We start from the raw sequence: 16,263 nt of genomic DNA, 5'->3' as shown, positions 1-16,263 counted from the left end.
GGACACGAAGTGAAGGTTCCCGTGACGGATACAGGGTTGACCGGCCTCGAGGTGGTCGACGAGCTCGGTCGTGGCGCGTTCACGATGGTCCACCGCGCCCGGCGGGGCGACCGCTGGTACGCGCTGAAGCGCCCGCTCGCCGACCCCGCCGAATATCCGCGGATCCGGACCGAGTTCGCCCGTGAGGCGTCGTTGCTGGCCTGCATCGACGATCCGGCGGTGGTGCGGGTCTTCGCGGTCGGCGACCTGGACGGCGTACCGGCTCTGGTGCTGGAGCATCTGCCCGGTGGAACGCTCGCCGACCAGCTGTCCGGTGGCGTGCTGGCCGAGGACTGGGTGGTCGCTCTGGCCGCCCGGCTGGCCCGGGGCCTGGCCGCCGCGCACCGGCTCGGGCTGGTGCACCGGGACCTCAAGCCGGGCAACATCATGGTCAGCACGGACCAGCCGGCCAAACTGATCGACTTCGGTCTGGCGCAGCTCGGCGAGACGGGGTCGCCGGACCAGGCGGTCGGCACCTTCCTGTACTCGTCGCCGGAGCAGTCCGGCATGCTCAAGCGCCCGGTCGACGGCCGCTCCGATCTGTATTCGCTCGGCGTGGTGCTCTACGAGTGCCTGGCCGGGCGACTGCCGTTCGAGACCGACGACGTCGGCGAGCTGCTGCGCCTGCACCTGGCCGCCCCGGTCCCGGACCTGGCGGTGCCGCGCCCGGGCATCAGCCCGGCGCTGGCCGAGGTGGTGTACCGGCTGCTCGCCAAGGATCCGGACGACCGCTTCCAGGACGCCCGGTCGCTGCTCGACGCCCTGCGCGGCTGTCCGGGCGGGGAGGCCGCCGAGCAGCCCGCGGTGGGCGCGTGGCCGCTGCGCGGCCGGGCCGCCGAGACGGAGCGGCTGACCCGCCGCTGGGAACGGGCACTGGCCGGGCACGGCGGGGTGGCGGTGATCCGCGGCGGGCCCGGTTCCGGCCGGACCCGGCTCGCCGAGCAACTGGCCGCCGAGGCGGAGGCCGCCGGGCTCCCCCTGTTCTGGGCCACCTGCCGGGCCGGGGAGGCGACCCCGCTGTCGGCGGTCCGGGAGGCCGTACGGAACTGGCTGGCCGGGGTCCGCCGGCTGCCCACGGCCCGGCGCACCGCGGTCGAGCGGCTGGTGAGGGAGGCGGCCACGGCGGCCGGGCCGCGTCTGCTGGCCCGGATCTCCGGCGAGCTGAGCGCCCCCGGCGCCGACGTCGCGCCGGCCGGCGGTGACGAGCACGTGCTCGGCGCCGGCACCACCTTCCTGAGTGAGCTGGCCACCCGTTGCGGTGGGCTGATGCTGGTCATCGACGAGGCGCAGCATCTGGACTCGGGCTCCCGGCAGCTGCTCGAGAAGCTGGCCGCCGACCTGGCCGGGCTGCCGGCGCTGGTGCTGCTCACCGCCCCGGACGGGGCGGGCGACCCGGCCGCGGGGCTGGACAGCGCCGGGACCCTGGAGGTCGACTGCAACCCGCTGGACGGGCCGGCGGTCGCCGATCTGATCGCGTCCCGGCTGCCCGGCGCGGAGGTGACCGGGGAGCTGGTCCGGTACGTCGCGGCGCGGACCGACGGCACGCCCCTGGCCGTGGTCAGCTACCTGCTGCGGCTTCTCGACGCGGGTCTGCTGCGCCCGGTGTGGGGCTCCTGGGAGCTGGACCTCGCCGGGGCGGACGCGCTGCCGCCGGTCGCCGACGTCCTCGACCTGCTCGCCACCCGCCTGACCACGATGCCGGACGGCACACTCGACTGCCTGGCCATCGCCGCGGTGGCCGGGGTCCGGTTCCGGGCCGCGACGCTGCTGGCGGTCGGCGATCCGGACCGGATGCTGGCCGCGCTGACGGCCGCGGCCGACCGGCACGTGCTGGAGCCACGGCCCGGCGGCTGGTACGCCTTCATCCACCCCCAGCTGCGCGACGTGCTGCTGGAGCGGCTGGACGAGGACCGGTTGCGGCGGGTGCACGCCGATCTGGCCCGGGCTCTGGAGGGTCTGCCGGAGGAGCTGCGGGACGAGGGGCACGCGTACGCGGTGGCCCGTCACTACAGCCGGGCCGGTGACCAGGTCCCGGCCGGGGACCGCCGGCGCAGCGCCGCGCTGGCCGGCCGCCGTGCCCTGGCCGACCAGTCGCCGGACGAGGCGATCCGCTACCTGACCGAGGCGGTGGCCGGGGACCCGGCGCCGGAGACCGGGATGCTGCACTCGCTGGCCCAGGCCTACCTGCGGGCGGGCCGGCTGGAGCTGGCCGGGGAGGTGCTGGACCGGGCGCTGGCCGGGGAGACGGACCGGCTGTGGCGGGCCCGGCTGCTCACCACCCGCATCGAGCTGTACCACACGGTCTGGGACGACGACCGGGCTCTGGAGGCGACCCGGGCCGCGCTGGCCGAACTGCGCAGACCGCTGGGGGGCCGGGGGCTGCTGCTGCTCCTCACGTCGCTGCTGGTGGCGTTCGTGGGTGGGCTCGTCCGGCGTACCGGGGTGGGTTTCGGAACCGCACGTGGCCGGCGCCGGGAACACCTGGCCGTGCTCGCCGCCGTGCTGGATGCCGGCGGCTATGCCGCCGGGCTCGGGTTGCGCCTGGCCGAGGCCGGCGCCCTGTCGTTGCGGGCCGTGTACGCGGTCAACCGGCTGGGCCCGTGCCCCGAGTACGTCCGCGTCTACGCGCTGATCGGCTACGTGACCGCGGTGGTCAAGCTGCGCACCACGAGTGAACGCTGCCTGCGCCGGGCCGCCGAGGCGGCCGCCGGGCTGGACGACCCGGGGCTGGGCGCCTATGTGGAGTGGATGCACGGCTGCGCCCTGATGATCAGCGGCGTCGACGACGGCAGCATCTGGGAGAAGACCACCTCCCGCAACGCTCGCTGGTACGTTCCGGCCCAACTGATCCCCGGCTACGCCACCCTCGCGATGCGCTACCTGCTGCGCGGCTACGTGGAGGAGAGCGCCCGCGAGTACGAGCGCGGCATGCGGAACCTGCCCGACCAGGAACAGGTGCTGGGCACCTCGCTCGGCATGCTGAGTGTGATGATCCCGGCCGGGCAGAGCCGGTTCGGTGAGGCCGCGGCGGCGCTGAAGCGGCTGCACACGGCGTTCCCGCCGGGCACCGGCACCCGGGTGCAGCGGGCCAACATGCTGACCGCCGCCGCCTGCCTGCTGATCGAGCAGGGCGACGTGGGGCCGCAGCTGGAGGAGGTGCTCGCCGAGTTCCACGCGCTCAAGCTGCGCCGCGCCGAACTGCTGCCGCAGCACAAGTGGATCTACATGTACCAGGCGCACGGCCGGCTCATCCAGTTCCGCTTCGCCTCGGACGCCGACCGGCCGGCCCGGCTCGCGGTGGCCAAGAAGGCGGTCCGGGACCTGGGCCGGGTCGGCGGCACCCCGCTGCTGCGCTGTGTGCACCTGACCACGAAGGCGTCCTGGTACCTGGCGGCCGGCGACCCGCAGCGCTGCCTGCGGATCGCCGACGAGGCGGAGCGGCGGCTGCGGAAGGTGGACGCGCCGTTCATCCAGTACGAGGTGTTCCGGATCCGGGCCCGGGCGATGCGCGCCATGGGCATGGCCAACGAGTCCGACCGGCAGGCCCGGTTCGCGCTCACCATGGCGCTCTTCCACGGCTGGGAGCAGCGGCGACGGCAGACGCGTGCCGAGTTCGGCGTCGACGAGGGCGCCGGCACCCATCGACGGACCGTGGCGGACCGCCGCCCGGCGTCCGGCCGCAACCGGCATCTGGAGGCGTTGCAGCAGGTCGGCACGGCCGCCGCGACGATCCTGGACCCGCAGCAGCTGGCCAGCGTGGCGCTCGACGAGATGCTGCGCATCCTCGGCGCCGAGCGGGCGGTCTTCTTCCTGCTGGACGAGGCCGGCGAACCGGTCCGGTACGCGGGCCGGGACGCCTCCGGTGATCTTCCGGAGACCGACGAGTACGCGTCCACGCTGGTCCGCCGGGTCGCCGGCGCCGGGGAGCCGCTCGTGGTCGCCGGCACCGAGCAGGGCGCCGCGCTCGGCTCACGCAGCGCCGTGGTACACGGGCTGCGCAGCATCCTGATCGCCCCGGTCCAGTTCAAGGGCCGGATGGTGGCGATCGTCTACCTGGACAGCCGGCTCGCCCGGGGCGTCTTCACCGACGACGACGTCGCCGTGCTGACCGCGGTGAGCAGCCACGTCGCCGTGTCGCTGGAGACGGCGCGGGCGGCACAGCTGCACTCGCAGGTGCAGGCCGCCCGGCAGCAGCAGGCGCTCGCCGAGATGCTGCGGGCCAGCCTGGCCGAGATGAGCGCCATCCTGGAGCCGGACCGGCTGCTGTGGCACCTGTGCGGCACGCTGCGGGCCCAGCTCGGCGCGACAGCCGGATGCCTGATCAGCACCGATGGCGAGGTGATCGAGGTGGTCGGCGCCACACCCGTCGAAGCGGTCGGGAGCACGGTGCGGATCACCCCGGGCGACACGCCCGAGCTGCTCGGTCTGGAAGAGACGGCGGGGGTACGCGAACGCGTGCTCGCCGGCGCGCCCAGGGCACTGACCGTCCCTCTGGTGGGACGGGACGGCCCGGTCGGGCTGGTGCTGCTCGGCGGTTCCGGGCTCGACGGCACCAGCCGTCAGGTGGCGGCCGCACTGGCCACCCAGGGCATGACCGCGTACGAGAACGCCCGCCTGTTCAGCCGGGTGCAGGAACTGGCCACCACCGACGAGCTGACCGGTCAGCACAACCGGCGGCACTTCTACGCGATCGCCGGCGCCCTGGTGCAGGCGGCCGCCCGCAACAGCCGTCAACTGGCGGCGGTCATGCTGGACATCGACAAGTTCAAGGCGATCAACGACACGCACGGGCACGGCGTCGGCGACGAGGTGATCCGTACCGTGGCCGCCCGGATCCGGAGCCGGCTGCGCCACTCCGACGTGCTCGGCCGCTACGGCGGTGAGGAGTTCGCCGCGGTCCTGCCCGATCACGGCGGCCACGCCGAAGAGCTGGCCGACCGGATCCGCCTGGCGGTCTCCGCCGAGCCGGTGCCCACGCAGGCGGGCCCCCTGCACGTGACGATCAGCGTGGGCCTGACCAGCCTGGCCCAGGGCGACACCTCGCTGGACGAACTGCTGGCCCGCGCCGACCACGCCCTCTACCGGGCGAAGGAGGCCGGCCGCAACCGCGTCATGTCCGGCTGAGAACGCCCCGGACGGGAAGACTGGACGGTTGTGATCCGACTGCTCACCGCCCTGCTCCTGCTCCCGCCCGGCCCGCCGGTGCACGTCGTCCGGCCCGGCGACACCCTCTCCGGCGTCGCCGCCCGGTACGGTCACAGCGTCGCCGACCTGCGCAGATGGAACGGCCGGACGGCGCTCTCGGTGGACGGCATGCTCCGGCTCACCCCACCCGCCGCGCCGCTGCCCCGCTGGCGCACCCACATCGAGCCGCTGACCGCCCCCGAACCGGCACACTGCCCGCTGCGCGCCACCGACCTGCGCCGCATCTGGGTCCGCTACCTCGGCTTCGACGGCCGCGCCCACGACGGCCACCTCACCATGCACCGCACCCTGACACGCCCCACCCAGCGGGCGTTCGCCACCCTCTACCGCCGCCGCTTCCCGATCATGGCGATGCCACCGGCCGTGGTCCCCGACGAGACGGTCCTCACGAAGGGCTACGAATGCCGCTACGTGGCCGGGACGAAAACCTGGTCACAGCACGCGTACGGCCGGGCCGTCGACATCAACCCACGCCAGAACCCGATGATCCGCGGCAACTACCTCGACCCACCGAACAGCGCCGCCTGGCTGGCCCGCGACGCCCACCACCCAGGCATGCTGCACGCGAACGGCGCGGTCACCGCTTTCACCCGCGAGGGCTTCACATGGGGCGGCCACTGGACCACGTTGAAGGACTATATGCATTTCAGCACCACCGGCCGCTGAAGATCGTCCGTGGTCGAGGTCCGCGTTTCTCTTCCGCTTCCTTTTCTTGTACGCGTGCCGCCGTCCCGTTCCCATTCGTCCCGTTCCGCCCGCCCGGCCCTTCTCGCTGCCCACTCCAGCCTGTGCCGCCCCCGCCGGGCGTGGACCGGTTGGCCACTCCCGCATGTTCCTGCCGCTCGCCCCGGGTGGGTGGTTGCGGTTTGTGCTTGCCCCGGGGCTGCCCTCTACCTGCCGTCACGCCGCTCCCTCTGGGCGGGTGGTTGCGGTAGTGATCGCCAGGCAACCTGGACGCCGCTCCCGGCCGTCCCGCCGATCCCGCCAGGCGGGTGGTTGCGGTGATGATCGCCAGGCACCCGAGGCGCTGCTCCCGGCCGTCCCGCCGGTCGCGTCGGGTGGGTGGTGGCGCTTGATACCGGTCGCGCCACGGAGCCACCGGAAGTCACTCACCGTGACCGCAATCTTGGATACGTGAGGGTGCAGTGGTACATCCGTGCTGTTCTGGAGCCTGTTTCTCGGTTGTGGGTGGCCGCGATGTCGAGTCGCGCATGCGGATGGCTGCGGCGTCACCCCCGACCCGCCGGCGATCTTGGGCGATGGCGGCTGTCGGGCCGATCTTGATTCCTGGCTGTTGTCCGGCGGCCAATCATCGCCCATGATCCATTTCTGCTGGAAGACCTTGGGTTATCGGATACATCCGGGAGTCTTCTTCTTGGCCGCCCACGGCCGAATCCGCAATCCCTCGCCAGCAGGACGCGCCCCCCGGAGCGATCTTGAACGATTCACCACCGCCTCGGGTGGCAAATCGTTCAAGATCGCACAACAGCGGCACACAAAGCGGGCGAAACGGGCACCTGCTTCCGGCGAAAGCCCCATTTCCGTCCAGCGCGGCGGACGGCGCCCTCCATTTGGTGGTTCGCCCGACCGGGCGCTTGACGTAGAACCGCGAACGCCCAAGAAGGAGACTCCCGGATGGCCACAATGGCGCAAGATCCCGCGTTCGGTGACGATCACCCGAGATCTACATCGATTCCTGCGGATGACTCGCGCGGCCGACGATGACCGGCCTAACCTCGCGGCAAAGACGGGAAACACGCGAACAAGCGACGTGACATCCACCCCGGCAACAACCGGGAAAGAGGCCCTCAGGCCACCTCGATCTTCCACAAGAGATGGTGAACCGGGTCCCTCGCTCACGCGGAGTGCCGGCCGGCCGGGCTTTCGGCGGTGAGCGCGCACGAAAGCCGCCGCATGAGCGGCCATCGCCCCGATAGGGCACGCAGGCGACCACAACACCACCATGCGCGCCCACCCTCGTGAAAGCGCGACCACCCGCCCAGAGGGAACGGCGTGACGGCCGGAAGCGGGCAACCCCCGTGCCTGGGAAGCAACACCGCAACCACCCACCCAGCCCGACCGGCGCAACGGCCGCAAGCAGGCAACCCCCGGCGCCTGGGAAGCACCACCGTGACCACCCACCCGCAGCGACCGGCGCAACGGCCGGGAGTGGGCAACCCCGGTGCATGGGAAGCAAGACCGCGACCACCCACTGAGGGCGACCGGCGCAACGGCCGCGAGCAGGCAACCCCCGCGCCTGGAAAGCAAGAGCGGGACCACCGCACCGGGCGACCGGCGCTACCGCAGAGGGCAACCCGGCAGCCCGGCCGGCAACACCGCAACCACCCACCCAGCGGGACCGAAAGCAGCGGGTGGCAGGCGCCCGGGTACCGATCTCCGCCCGGCGGGCGCGGCACAGGCCGGAGCGGGCAGCAAGCGCGCGCCGACCGGACGGGACGGCCCTGAAAAGGCGGGACAAGAACACGCGTACAAGAAAGGCGCTAAATGCCGGGGCGACGGGCGTCGGCCGAGGCGCGGCGCAGCTGGGAGGGGGTGAGGCCGTAGCGGGCCTTGAAACGGCGGGTGAAGTGGGTGACGTCGCGGAATCCCCAGGAGTGGGCGATCGCGGTGACCGGCTGGTGCTGGTGGCCCGGGTGGAGCAGGTCGTGGCGGGCGCCGCGGAGGCGTTCGTTGATGATCCACTGTTCCAGGCTGAGGCCGGCGCCGGCGCAGAGTTTGTAGAGCTGGCGCAGGGAGATGTTGTGGACCGCGGCGATCCGGGCGGGGGTGAGGCCGGGGTCGGTCAGGTGGTGGCGGACATGCGCGCGGATCCGGGTGAGCAGGGTTTCGGCGAGGGCGCGGCGGGTGTGCCGTTCGCTGCGGGTGGCCGACGCGAGCAGCGCCCGGACCAGGTCGACGGTGGCTGCGGCCACGGTGGGGGCGGTGGGGTCGGCGGTGATCCGGGCCCGGTCCCGGGACAGGGTGGCGATGTGGGCGGTGACCAGGCGGTAGAGCGGGCTGGCCCGCAGGTTGCCGAGCGCCTCACGGATCGCGTCGAGGGGCAGATCGAGCTGGTCGAGCGGGATCTGTACGCACCCGGCCGCCCCGTCGCCGGACCAGGAGTAGTCGTAGGCGCCGGAGAGGTCGACGCCGAGCAGTTCGCCGGACGGTGTGACCCGCTGGTGGCCGTGCTGGTCGAGGCGGCCGTAGCCCTCCCGCTGGACGGCCAGTGAGATCACCGGCATGGCGTCCTGCCGGGCCAGTTTGGCGGTGCGCAGCAGCCGCAGGCCGGAGGAGCGGCAGGTGAAAATGTTGGTGTCGCCGAGGTCCCACACCTCCATCCGGGCGTGTACCGGGCCGGCCGGGTTCTCGTGGATGACGTGGCAGGGGGCGGAGGCGAACATCATCGCGGTGTGCACGGCCTCCACACGTTCGGTGGCGGGCAGGGCCGCGGTGTCGAGAACGAACGCCATGCCTGCTCACGTTAGGCGGCGGAACCTGAAACGGTACGGACGGGGGACTCTAAAAGATCAATTTCGAGGAATGTTTGGTGTACCCCGGGATGACACTGCATGTTTGGGTTCCCCCCGATTCAGGAAGACCCCACGCCGTGCATCCTCAACCCCCGCGCCGCACCACCCACGCCTACGGAACTCCGAAGAATCTGCTGGTCTACGACCGTTGGGGCAGCTTCGGCCGCCCGGTGGTCCTGCTGCACGGCCTGTTCTACGACCGCACCATCTGGTGGCCGGTCGCGGCCGAGCTGACCGGCCCGTGCACCGTCATCGCCGTGGATCTCCCCGGCCACGGCCAGTCCGCCGCCCGCGGCGACAACGATCTGGACGCGCTGGCCCGGGATCTGGCCGTGCTGGTCCGTGACCTGGAGCTGCACCGCGCCCCGGTGCTGGTCGGCCAGGGCGAGGGCGCGCTGCTGGCGGAGGCGTTCGCGGCCGCCTACGCGACCCGGGCCGTGCTGACCTTCGACGAGCCGGCCGAGGCGCCACCGGAGAGCCCGGAGCAGCATCAGGCCGGCGCCGACCTGGCCGGGGTGCCGGCCGCGTACCGCCAGTTCGCGGTGCCGCGCGGGGATCGGCGGCTGCGGGACTCGTACCGGTGCTGGTTTTCCAAGGGAGTCCCGGCGCGAGTCGCGAAACGGCCCGGTTTTCCGCATCTGCGCGCGCCCGCGCGTTTCGCCGCGACCCTGAGCGACCTGATCTGAGCCGCGCCCCCGCGCGACCTGATCCGAGCCGAGCCTGTCATCCGTGCCGGCGCCGGCGACGGCGCCGGTGATGTGGTGCCGACAGCGCGGCCATGCTGATCAGCATGCAGAGGATCAGCAGGCCGGCGAGCACTGTCTCGACGAACATCGCGGACCTCCTCGGGGCCGCCGGCGACTGCGTTGAGCAGCCGGAATCCCACCGTCCCCCCGGTGGCGGCGGTCGTCAACCGATTCGGCGGAATCCACGGTTGGCATGGTGTGCCGGGCCGGGTCTGCCTATGCTGCCCCCGAGGGGAGTACCTCCACGAGAGCGTGGCGGTCACCACGGGCACGCGGACGTGCCCTCGTGCGTTCGCCCGGCGTGCAGGGTGCGGCGGGTGAGGGAGACCTCGGACGATGACACGTGTCCGAGGGGGCCCCGTGCTCGATCTTCCGTCCATCGCGTCTCCGCAGCTCTGGGCGATCAGCGTCGCCGTTCTGCTGGGCCTGCTCATCGCCGATTTCGCGATCACCCATCGCCCCCACGACGTGGGGATGCGCGAGGCGGTCGGCTGGTCACTCTTCTATCTCGCGCTTCCGGCCGCGTTCGGGGTCCTTCTCTGGCAGGTGTACGGACGACGCCCGGCCGTGGAGTTCTTCACCGGTTACGTGGTGGAGAAGTCGCTGTCGGTCGACAACCTGTTCGTCTTCATGCTGCTGCTGGCGGCGTTCGCGGTGCCTCCGCGGCTGGCGCAGCGGGTGCTGCTGTACGGGATCGCCGGCGCCCTGGTGCTGCGGGCCGTCTTCATCGCGGCCGGCGCGGTCGTGCTGCGCAGCGGGGCGTGGGCGTTCCTGCTGTTCGGGGCGGTGCTGCTGGCGACCGCGGTGAAGGTGTTCCGGGAGGCGATGCGCCACGAGCAGTACCGGGTCGACATCGAGCACATGCGCAGCGTGCGGCTGATGCGACGGCTCATGCCGGTGACCGGCGACTATCACGGCGGCCGGCTGACCGTGGTGGAGCGGGGCCGGCGCGCGCTCACCCCGCTGGCGCTCGTGGTGGTGGCCGTCTTCATGACCGATCTGGTCTTCGCGGTCGATTCGGTGCCGGCCGTCTACGGCGTGACCGAGGACCCGTACCTGGTGTTCGCGACGAACGCGTTCGCCCTGCTCGGCCTGCGGGCGCTGTATTTCGTGCTGCACAACGTCCTGGACCGGCTGCGGCACCTCAACTACGGGCTCGCGGTCATCCTCGCCTTCATCGGCGTGAAGCTGGTGCTGCACTGGGCGCACGGTGCCTGGCCGGGCGTACCGGACATCCCGACCGACGCGTCGCTCGCCGTCATCGGCCTGACCCTGGCCACCGTGACGGTGACCAGCCTCTACGCCGACCGCCGGGAGCGCGTCGGCAGCGGGCGCCGCCGGATCTGATCGGCGGCGTCGCGGACCGTCAGGATCAGTGGGCGGGCCGCGGTGAAGGCGACCACGGCGGCGTGCAGGTCACCGGCGCGGGCCGCCGACTCGATCCGGCCGCAGGCGGTCGTCGCCGGGCCCGCGCCGAGGTTCGCCAGCACCCCCATGAGCTGGTGGGCCTCGGTACGGGTGGTGCCCGGATCCTCGAAGGCGAGGGCGTGCTCGATCCGGTCCAGGTGTTCCGGGATCTTCGCCGAGAGGGCGGCGAGGAGTCCGGCCAGCGCGCCGGCGGTGGCCGCCGGGTCGGGTCCGCGCAGGTGGTCCAGCCGCCGTTCGATCTCCGCCGTCACCTCGGCGAAGTCCGGCGGGGCCGGCTGTGACCAGTGTTCCAGCACCCGGGCCACGTCCGCCGGGATGAGTGGCTTGGCCAGGTGCTCGTCCATGCCGGCGGCCAGGCAGCGGGCCCGGTCCTCGGCCAGGGCGCTGGCGGTGAGCGCGATGATCGGCACGTGCCGGCCGGACGGCTCACGACGGCGGATCTCCTCGGTCGCCTGGTAGCCGTCCATCTCCGGCATCAGGCAGTCCATGAAGACGGCCTGGTAGTCACGGTTCAGGGCGCGGTCCACCGCCTCCCGGCCGTTGACCGCCACGTCGGCCGTGTAGCCGAGGTTCGCCAGGATGCCCAGCGCGACCGTACGGTTGATCTCGTTGTCCTCGACCACCAGCAGGTGACCGCGGCCCGGCGGATTCGCCGCGACCGTGCCCACCACGCCGTCGCCGTCGGCCTCGCTCAGCACCCCGGCGAGCGCGTCGAACAGCTGTGCCTGCCGCAGCGGTTTGGCGAAGACCCCGGACACCCGCTGGTCCGGCTCGCTGGGCAGGTGACCGGGGTCGGCGGCGAGCAGGACGGTCTTCGGCACCGGGCAGCCGGCCGGCACCAGCCGCTCCACCGGGGTGCTCTCGACGTCGGTGATGATCAGGTCGAAGGGGCGTCCCGCGGTGGCCGCCTCGGCCAGCGCCCGGGTGGCGGCGTCCTCGTCGCGGACCCCGGTCGTATCCATCGACCAGGCGCTGAGCTGCTCCGTGAGGACGGTCCGGTCGTCCTCGTCGGGGTCCACGATGAGTACCCGCAGCCCGTCCAGGCTGTGCCGGTCGACCAGGTCCAGGCCCTCCCGGGCGGTCCGCAGGGTGACCGTGAACCAGAAGGTGCTGCCCTCCCCCGGCACGCTCTCCACGCCGATCCGGCCGCCCATCAGCTCGACCAGGTCGCGGCTGATGGCCAGGCCCAGGCCGGTGCCGCCGAACCGCCGGGTGGTGCTCGCGTCGGCCTGGGTGAACGCCTCGAACAGCCGCTCCCGCGCCAGCGCCTCAATGCCGATGCCGGTGTCACGCACCTCGAACCGGATCGGTACGGCGTCCGGGCCGGCGACGTTCGTGCGGTCCAGCGCCGCGGTGATCTCCACCCGGCCGCGCGGGGTGAACTTGACCGCGTTCCCGGCCAGGTTGAGCAGCACCTGGCGCAGCTTGCCGGGGTCGCCGCAGACGGTGGCGGGCAGCTCCGGGTGGCAGTCGGCGCTGACGGTGACGGCCTTCTGGGTGTCCGGCGGGGCGACCAGCGCCACCACCTCGGCGATCAGCCGGGCCACCTGGAAGTTGGCGTCCTCCAGCAGCACCTTGCCGGCTTCCAGCTTGGAGAAGTCGAGGATGTCGTTGATCACCGCGAGCAGGGCCGATCCGGCGGCGCCGATGCCCTCGGCGTACCGGCGCTGCCGTTCGTCCAGCGGGGAGCCGAGCAGCAGGCTGGTCAGGCCGATCACACCGTTCATCGGCGTACGGATCTCGTGGCTCATCGAGGCGAGGAACTGCGACTTGAGCCGGGCCGCCTCGATGGCCTGGTCGCGGGCTTCGGCGAGGGCCTGTTCGGTCTGCCGGCGGGCCGTGATGTCCCGGACGAAGCCGTGGTAGTGCGGGCTGTGGTCGTGCCGGATGCACCACATGGTCAGCTCGACCGGGATCTCGTGACCGTCCCGGTGCCGCGCGGCCATCTCGGTCGGCCGGTCCAGCAGCCATTCGAGGCGGCCGCCCAGCAGCCGCAGCAGCGCCATGTGGTACCGCTCCGGCAGGATCGTGCCGGTCAGGTCCCGGCCCAGGATCTCCTCACGCCGCCAGCCGAAGACGTGCTCGGCCTGCCGGTTCCACTCGGTGATCTCGCCGGCCGCGTCCATCGTGAAGAACGGGTCGCTGGCCGCCTGCATGATCATTTCGAGCTGTTCGCGTTCCACCCGGCGGCGCTGCTCGGCCAGGACCCGCGCGGTGATGTCGTGTGCCACGGTCGAGGCGCCGATCACCGCGCCGTCGGCGTCGCGCATCGGCGCCATGCTCAGCGACACCTCGATGACGGCGCCGTCCTTGCGCCGGCGGCGCGTCTCGAACCGGGTCAGGGCCTGGCCGCTGAGCACCCGGGCGAGCAGCTCCCGCTCCTCGCCGAGCCGGTCCGGCGGGAGCAGGCGGTTCATGTCGCTGCCGATCATCTCCTCGGCGGTGTAGCCGTAGAGCCTCTCGGCGCCCGGGTTCCAGGTCTTGATCGTGCCGTCCGGGAACTTGCTGACGATCGCGTCCTGCGAGGCCTCGACGATCGCGGCGAGCTGAGCGTTCTCGTGCGCCTGCGTGAGGCGGCCGGCCTCGGTCACCGTCAGGTCGGTCACCTCGGCGCTCACCCCGAAGATCGCGTACGGCTGGTCGTGGTGATCGCGGAGCGCGTACAGGGTGGTGACGAACCGGCGCATCCGGCCGGCGTCGGGAATCATGTCCTCGAAAGCGACCGGGCCGTCCGCGGCGAGGGCGGCCCGGTCCCGGCGGCGGAACTCCCCGAGCCGGGCGGGCGGGTGCACCTCGCGGTCGTAGCGGCCGGTGGCGCCGCCGTACGGGATGCCCTGGAGCCGGTCGTAGGCGGCGCTGGTCAGCCGGTAGCGCCCGGTGAGGCCCTTCACGAACGCCGGTGTGCCGGTCTGGTTCAGGATCTCGGCGAGGTAGTGGTAGCGGTCCAGGCGGCGCCGGAGCCGACGGGCGGCCCTCGTCAGACCCCAGGCCGTGGCCGCTCCGGCGGCCACCAGAGAGACGGCCCTCCCCAGCACGGCAGTACCCCCGAAGATCCGAATCGGTTTCAGCATCAACGTACATGCTTTAACCTTTATTACGGACATATCCTGATCAAATGCTTCTCTTCTTGAGGGAGCCTCCGTGGCGACAGTGATGGTCGTCGACGACGTAGCCGCCAACCGGGACATCGTGCGCCTGCTGCTCGGCTTCCGGGGTCACGAGGTCATCGAGGCGAAGGACGGCGCCGACGCGCTCCGGCTCGCCCACACCCATCACCCCGACGTGGTCGTCTCCGACGTGCTGATGCCCGGCATCGACGGCCTGGAACTGGTCCACCGTCTGCGTGCCGACCCGGACCGGGAGGCCGCCTCCGCACCGGTCATCTTCTACACCGCCAACTACCTGGAACCGGAGACCCGGCCGCTGGCCGAGGCCTGCGGCGTGAGCCAGGTGGTGCTGCGCTCCGAAGAACCGGGCACCCTGCTCGACGCGATCGAATCCGCGCTGGCCGCCGGGCCGGTCACCGTCGACCTCGACACGGGCGAGGACTTCACCCAGGCCCATCTGCACGCGGTCAACGCCAAACTCATCGAGAAGGTACGGGCGCTGCACGACACCGAACGCCGGTTCGAGGCGATGGCGGTGGCCTCCCCCGTCGGCATCGGCATCATCGACCGGCACGGCCACGCCGACTACGTGAACCCGCGTTTCGCCGAAATCCTCCAGACCCCGATGGACCGTCTCCTCGGGCAGGGCTGGCTGGCCTGCCTGGACCGGCCCGCGCAGAACGCCGCCCTGGAACTGCTGCACGGCGCGGGTCCCGACACCGAACTGCGGTTCACCCACCGGATCACCCGGCCGGACGGCGAGATCCTCTCGCTGCGGGTGCACCTGCGGCAGATCCACGACGGGGACGACGGCCTGACCGGCGGCGTGCTGATGGTCGACGACGTCACCGACGTGGCCCAGGCCGAGGAGCGGCTGCGGGAGGAGACCGAGCGGCGGCAGGACGAGACCCGGACCCGCGACGCCGAACGCCTGCACGCCCTGCGCCGGATGGCCGGCGGCACGGCACACGACTTCAACAACATCCTCGGCGCGATCCTCGGCTACGTGAACCTCGCCATCGAGTCGATCAACGACGGCCGCGACGACGGCCGCATCCCGGCGGACACCGCGGAAAGCCTGATCGACGACCTGGCCCAGGTCGTCAAAGGCGGCGAACGCGCCCAAGGCCTCACCCAGCAACTGCTCGCCTTCGGCCGCCGCGAGGTCAACCAGCCCACCGCCCTCGACATGAACGCGCTGCTGCGCGAATGCGAGACGTCACTGCGGGCCGCCGCCGGACCGGGCACCGTCCTGCGGCTGAACCTCGGCACCGGACTGCCCACCGTCAAAGCCGACGCGGCACAGCTCACCCAGGTCCTGCGCAACCTGGTCCGCAACAGCGCCGAAGCGATGCCGGAGGGCGGCGCCGTCACGATCACCACGTCGGCGCAGGACGACCGGGCGGCGGTCGAGGTCCGCGACACCGGCACCGGCATGGACTCCGACGTCCTCGAACGCTGCTGCGAGCCGTTCTTCAGCACCAAGTCGACCACCGGCACGGTCGGGCTGGGCCTGTCCACGGCGCACGGCATCGTCAGCCAGGCCGGCGGCCAGCTCACCATCGAATCCCGGGTCGGGCAGGGCACCACCGCCACCTTCACCCTGCCCGCCATGGCCGGCATGATCCCGGCGGCCCCGCCGCCGAAGACCGCACCGCAGGATCCGGCCGGCGGCGAGACGCTGCTGCTGGTCGACGACGAGGAGGCGGTGCTCCAGGTGACCGCCCGGATCCTCAGCGGCGCCGGATACCGGGTGCTCACCGCGCCCGACGCCGGCGAGGCACTGCGCCTGCTGGAACGGCACGGCGGCGAGGTGGCGGCCCTGGTCACCGACGTGGTGATGCCCGGCATGAACGGCCGCCAACTGGCCCGCATCGCCGCCGGACGACGGCCCGGCCTCTGCGTCGTCTTCGTCTCCGGGTACGCCGACTCGCTCTTCGACGAGCAGGGCAACAACCTGGAGCCGGGCTCGACGATCCTGGCCAAGCCATTCGACCGGGAGAAGCTGGTCAACACCGTACGCACCGCCCTGGGCGCCGGCGTCAGCTCTTCATAGCGCCCACCACCAGAACTCCGGCGTAAGCCCTTCACAGCGCCCACCACCAGAACTCCGGCGTAAGCCCTTCACAGCGCCCACCACCAGGTTGAACCCGGTGTCGGCGGCCAGGATCGGGTCGCTGAACCCGGCGCCGGCGAACAGTTCCA

At 72.2% G+C, this 16,263-nt stretch carries 7 protein-coding genes; 5 read left to right on the top strand and 2 right to left on the bottom strand.

Going from position 1 to position 16,263, the window contains the following annotated elements; all coding sequences use genetic code 11:
* The first annotated feature begins 36 nt into the window (after window positions 1-36).
* Together BJ964_RS19730 and BJ964_RS19725 are read left to right on the top strand one after the other, a co-directional pair.
* The gene (locus tag BJ964_RS19730; RefSeq protein ID WP_229807024.1) at window positions 37-5,163 is read left to right on the top strand and encodes a diguanylate cyclase; all 5,127 of its coding nucleotides are present in this window, start codon (window positions 37-39) and stop codon (window positions 5,161-5,163) included.
* Window positions 5,164-5,193: 30 nt separating this feature from the next.
* Window positions 5,194-5,910, top strand: a complete 717-nt coding sequence (locus BJ964_RS19725) for a M15 family metallopeptidase (RefSeq protein ID WP_188122028.1) — start codon at window positions 5,194-5,196, stop codon at window positions 5,908-5,910.
* Window positions 5,911-7,745: 1,835 nt separating this feature from the next.
* Here the strand turns inward: BJ964_RS19725 and BJ964_RS19720 are convergent.
* Window positions 7,746-8,717, bottom strand: coding sequence for a helix-turn-helix domain-containing protein (locus tag BJ964_RS19720; protein ID WP_188122027.1), 972 nt, complete (start codon window positions 8,715-8,717; stop codon window positions 7,746-7,748).
* A 137-nt stretch (window positions 8,718-8,854) separates the two neighbouring features.
* Between BJ964_RS19720 and BJ964_RS19715 the strand changes: the two genes are divergently transcribed.
* Window positions 8,855-9,463 (top strand): alpha/beta fold hydrolase, encoded by a 609-nt coding sequence (locus BJ964_RS19715; protein ID WP_188122026.1) that lies wholly within the window; start codon window positions 8,855-8,857, stop codon window positions 9,461-9,463.
* A 420-nt stretch (window positions 9,464-9,883) separates the two neighbouring features.
* Window positions 9,884-10,870, top strand: coding sequence for a TerC/Alx family metal homeostasis membrane protein (locus BJ964_RS19710; RefSeq protein WP_229807023.1), 987 nt, complete (start codon window positions 9,884-9,886; stop codon window positions 10,868-10,870).
* On the opposite strand, the gene BJ964_RS19705 is transcribed toward BJ964_RS19710, so the two are convergent.
* Window positions 10,822-14,022 carry a PAS domain S-box protein gene (locus tag BJ964_RS19705; RefSeq protein ID WP_188122024.1) on the bottom strand — a complete coding sequence of 1,067 codons (3,201 nt, stop codon included), beginning with the start codon at window positions 14,020-14,022 and terminating at the stop codon, window positions 10,822-10,824. The two genes, BJ964_RS19710 and BJ964_RS19705, sit on opposite strands and share 49 nt — an antisense overlap.
* A gap of 70 nt (window positions 14,023-14,092) precedes the next feature.
* Here BJ964_RS19705 and BJ964_RS19700 point away from each other — a divergent pair, with 70 nt between their 5' ends.
* Entirely contained in the window at window positions 14,093-16,114 is a 2,022-nt protein-coding gene (locus BJ964_RS19700) for an ATP-binding response regulator (protein ID WP_229807022.1), read from the top strand.
* Window positions 16,115-16,263 lie beyond the last annotated feature (149 nt).

The organism is Actinoplanes lobatus, from assembly GCF_014205215.1.
In the GTDB taxonomy this organism is placed as follows: Bacteria; Actinomycetota; Actinomycetes; order Mycobacteriales; family Micromonosporaceae; genus Actinoplanes; species Actinoplanes lobatus.
The sequence above is the reverse complement of the archived record's forward strand: the minus strand, read 5'-3'. Positions and strand labels throughout refer to the sequence as shown.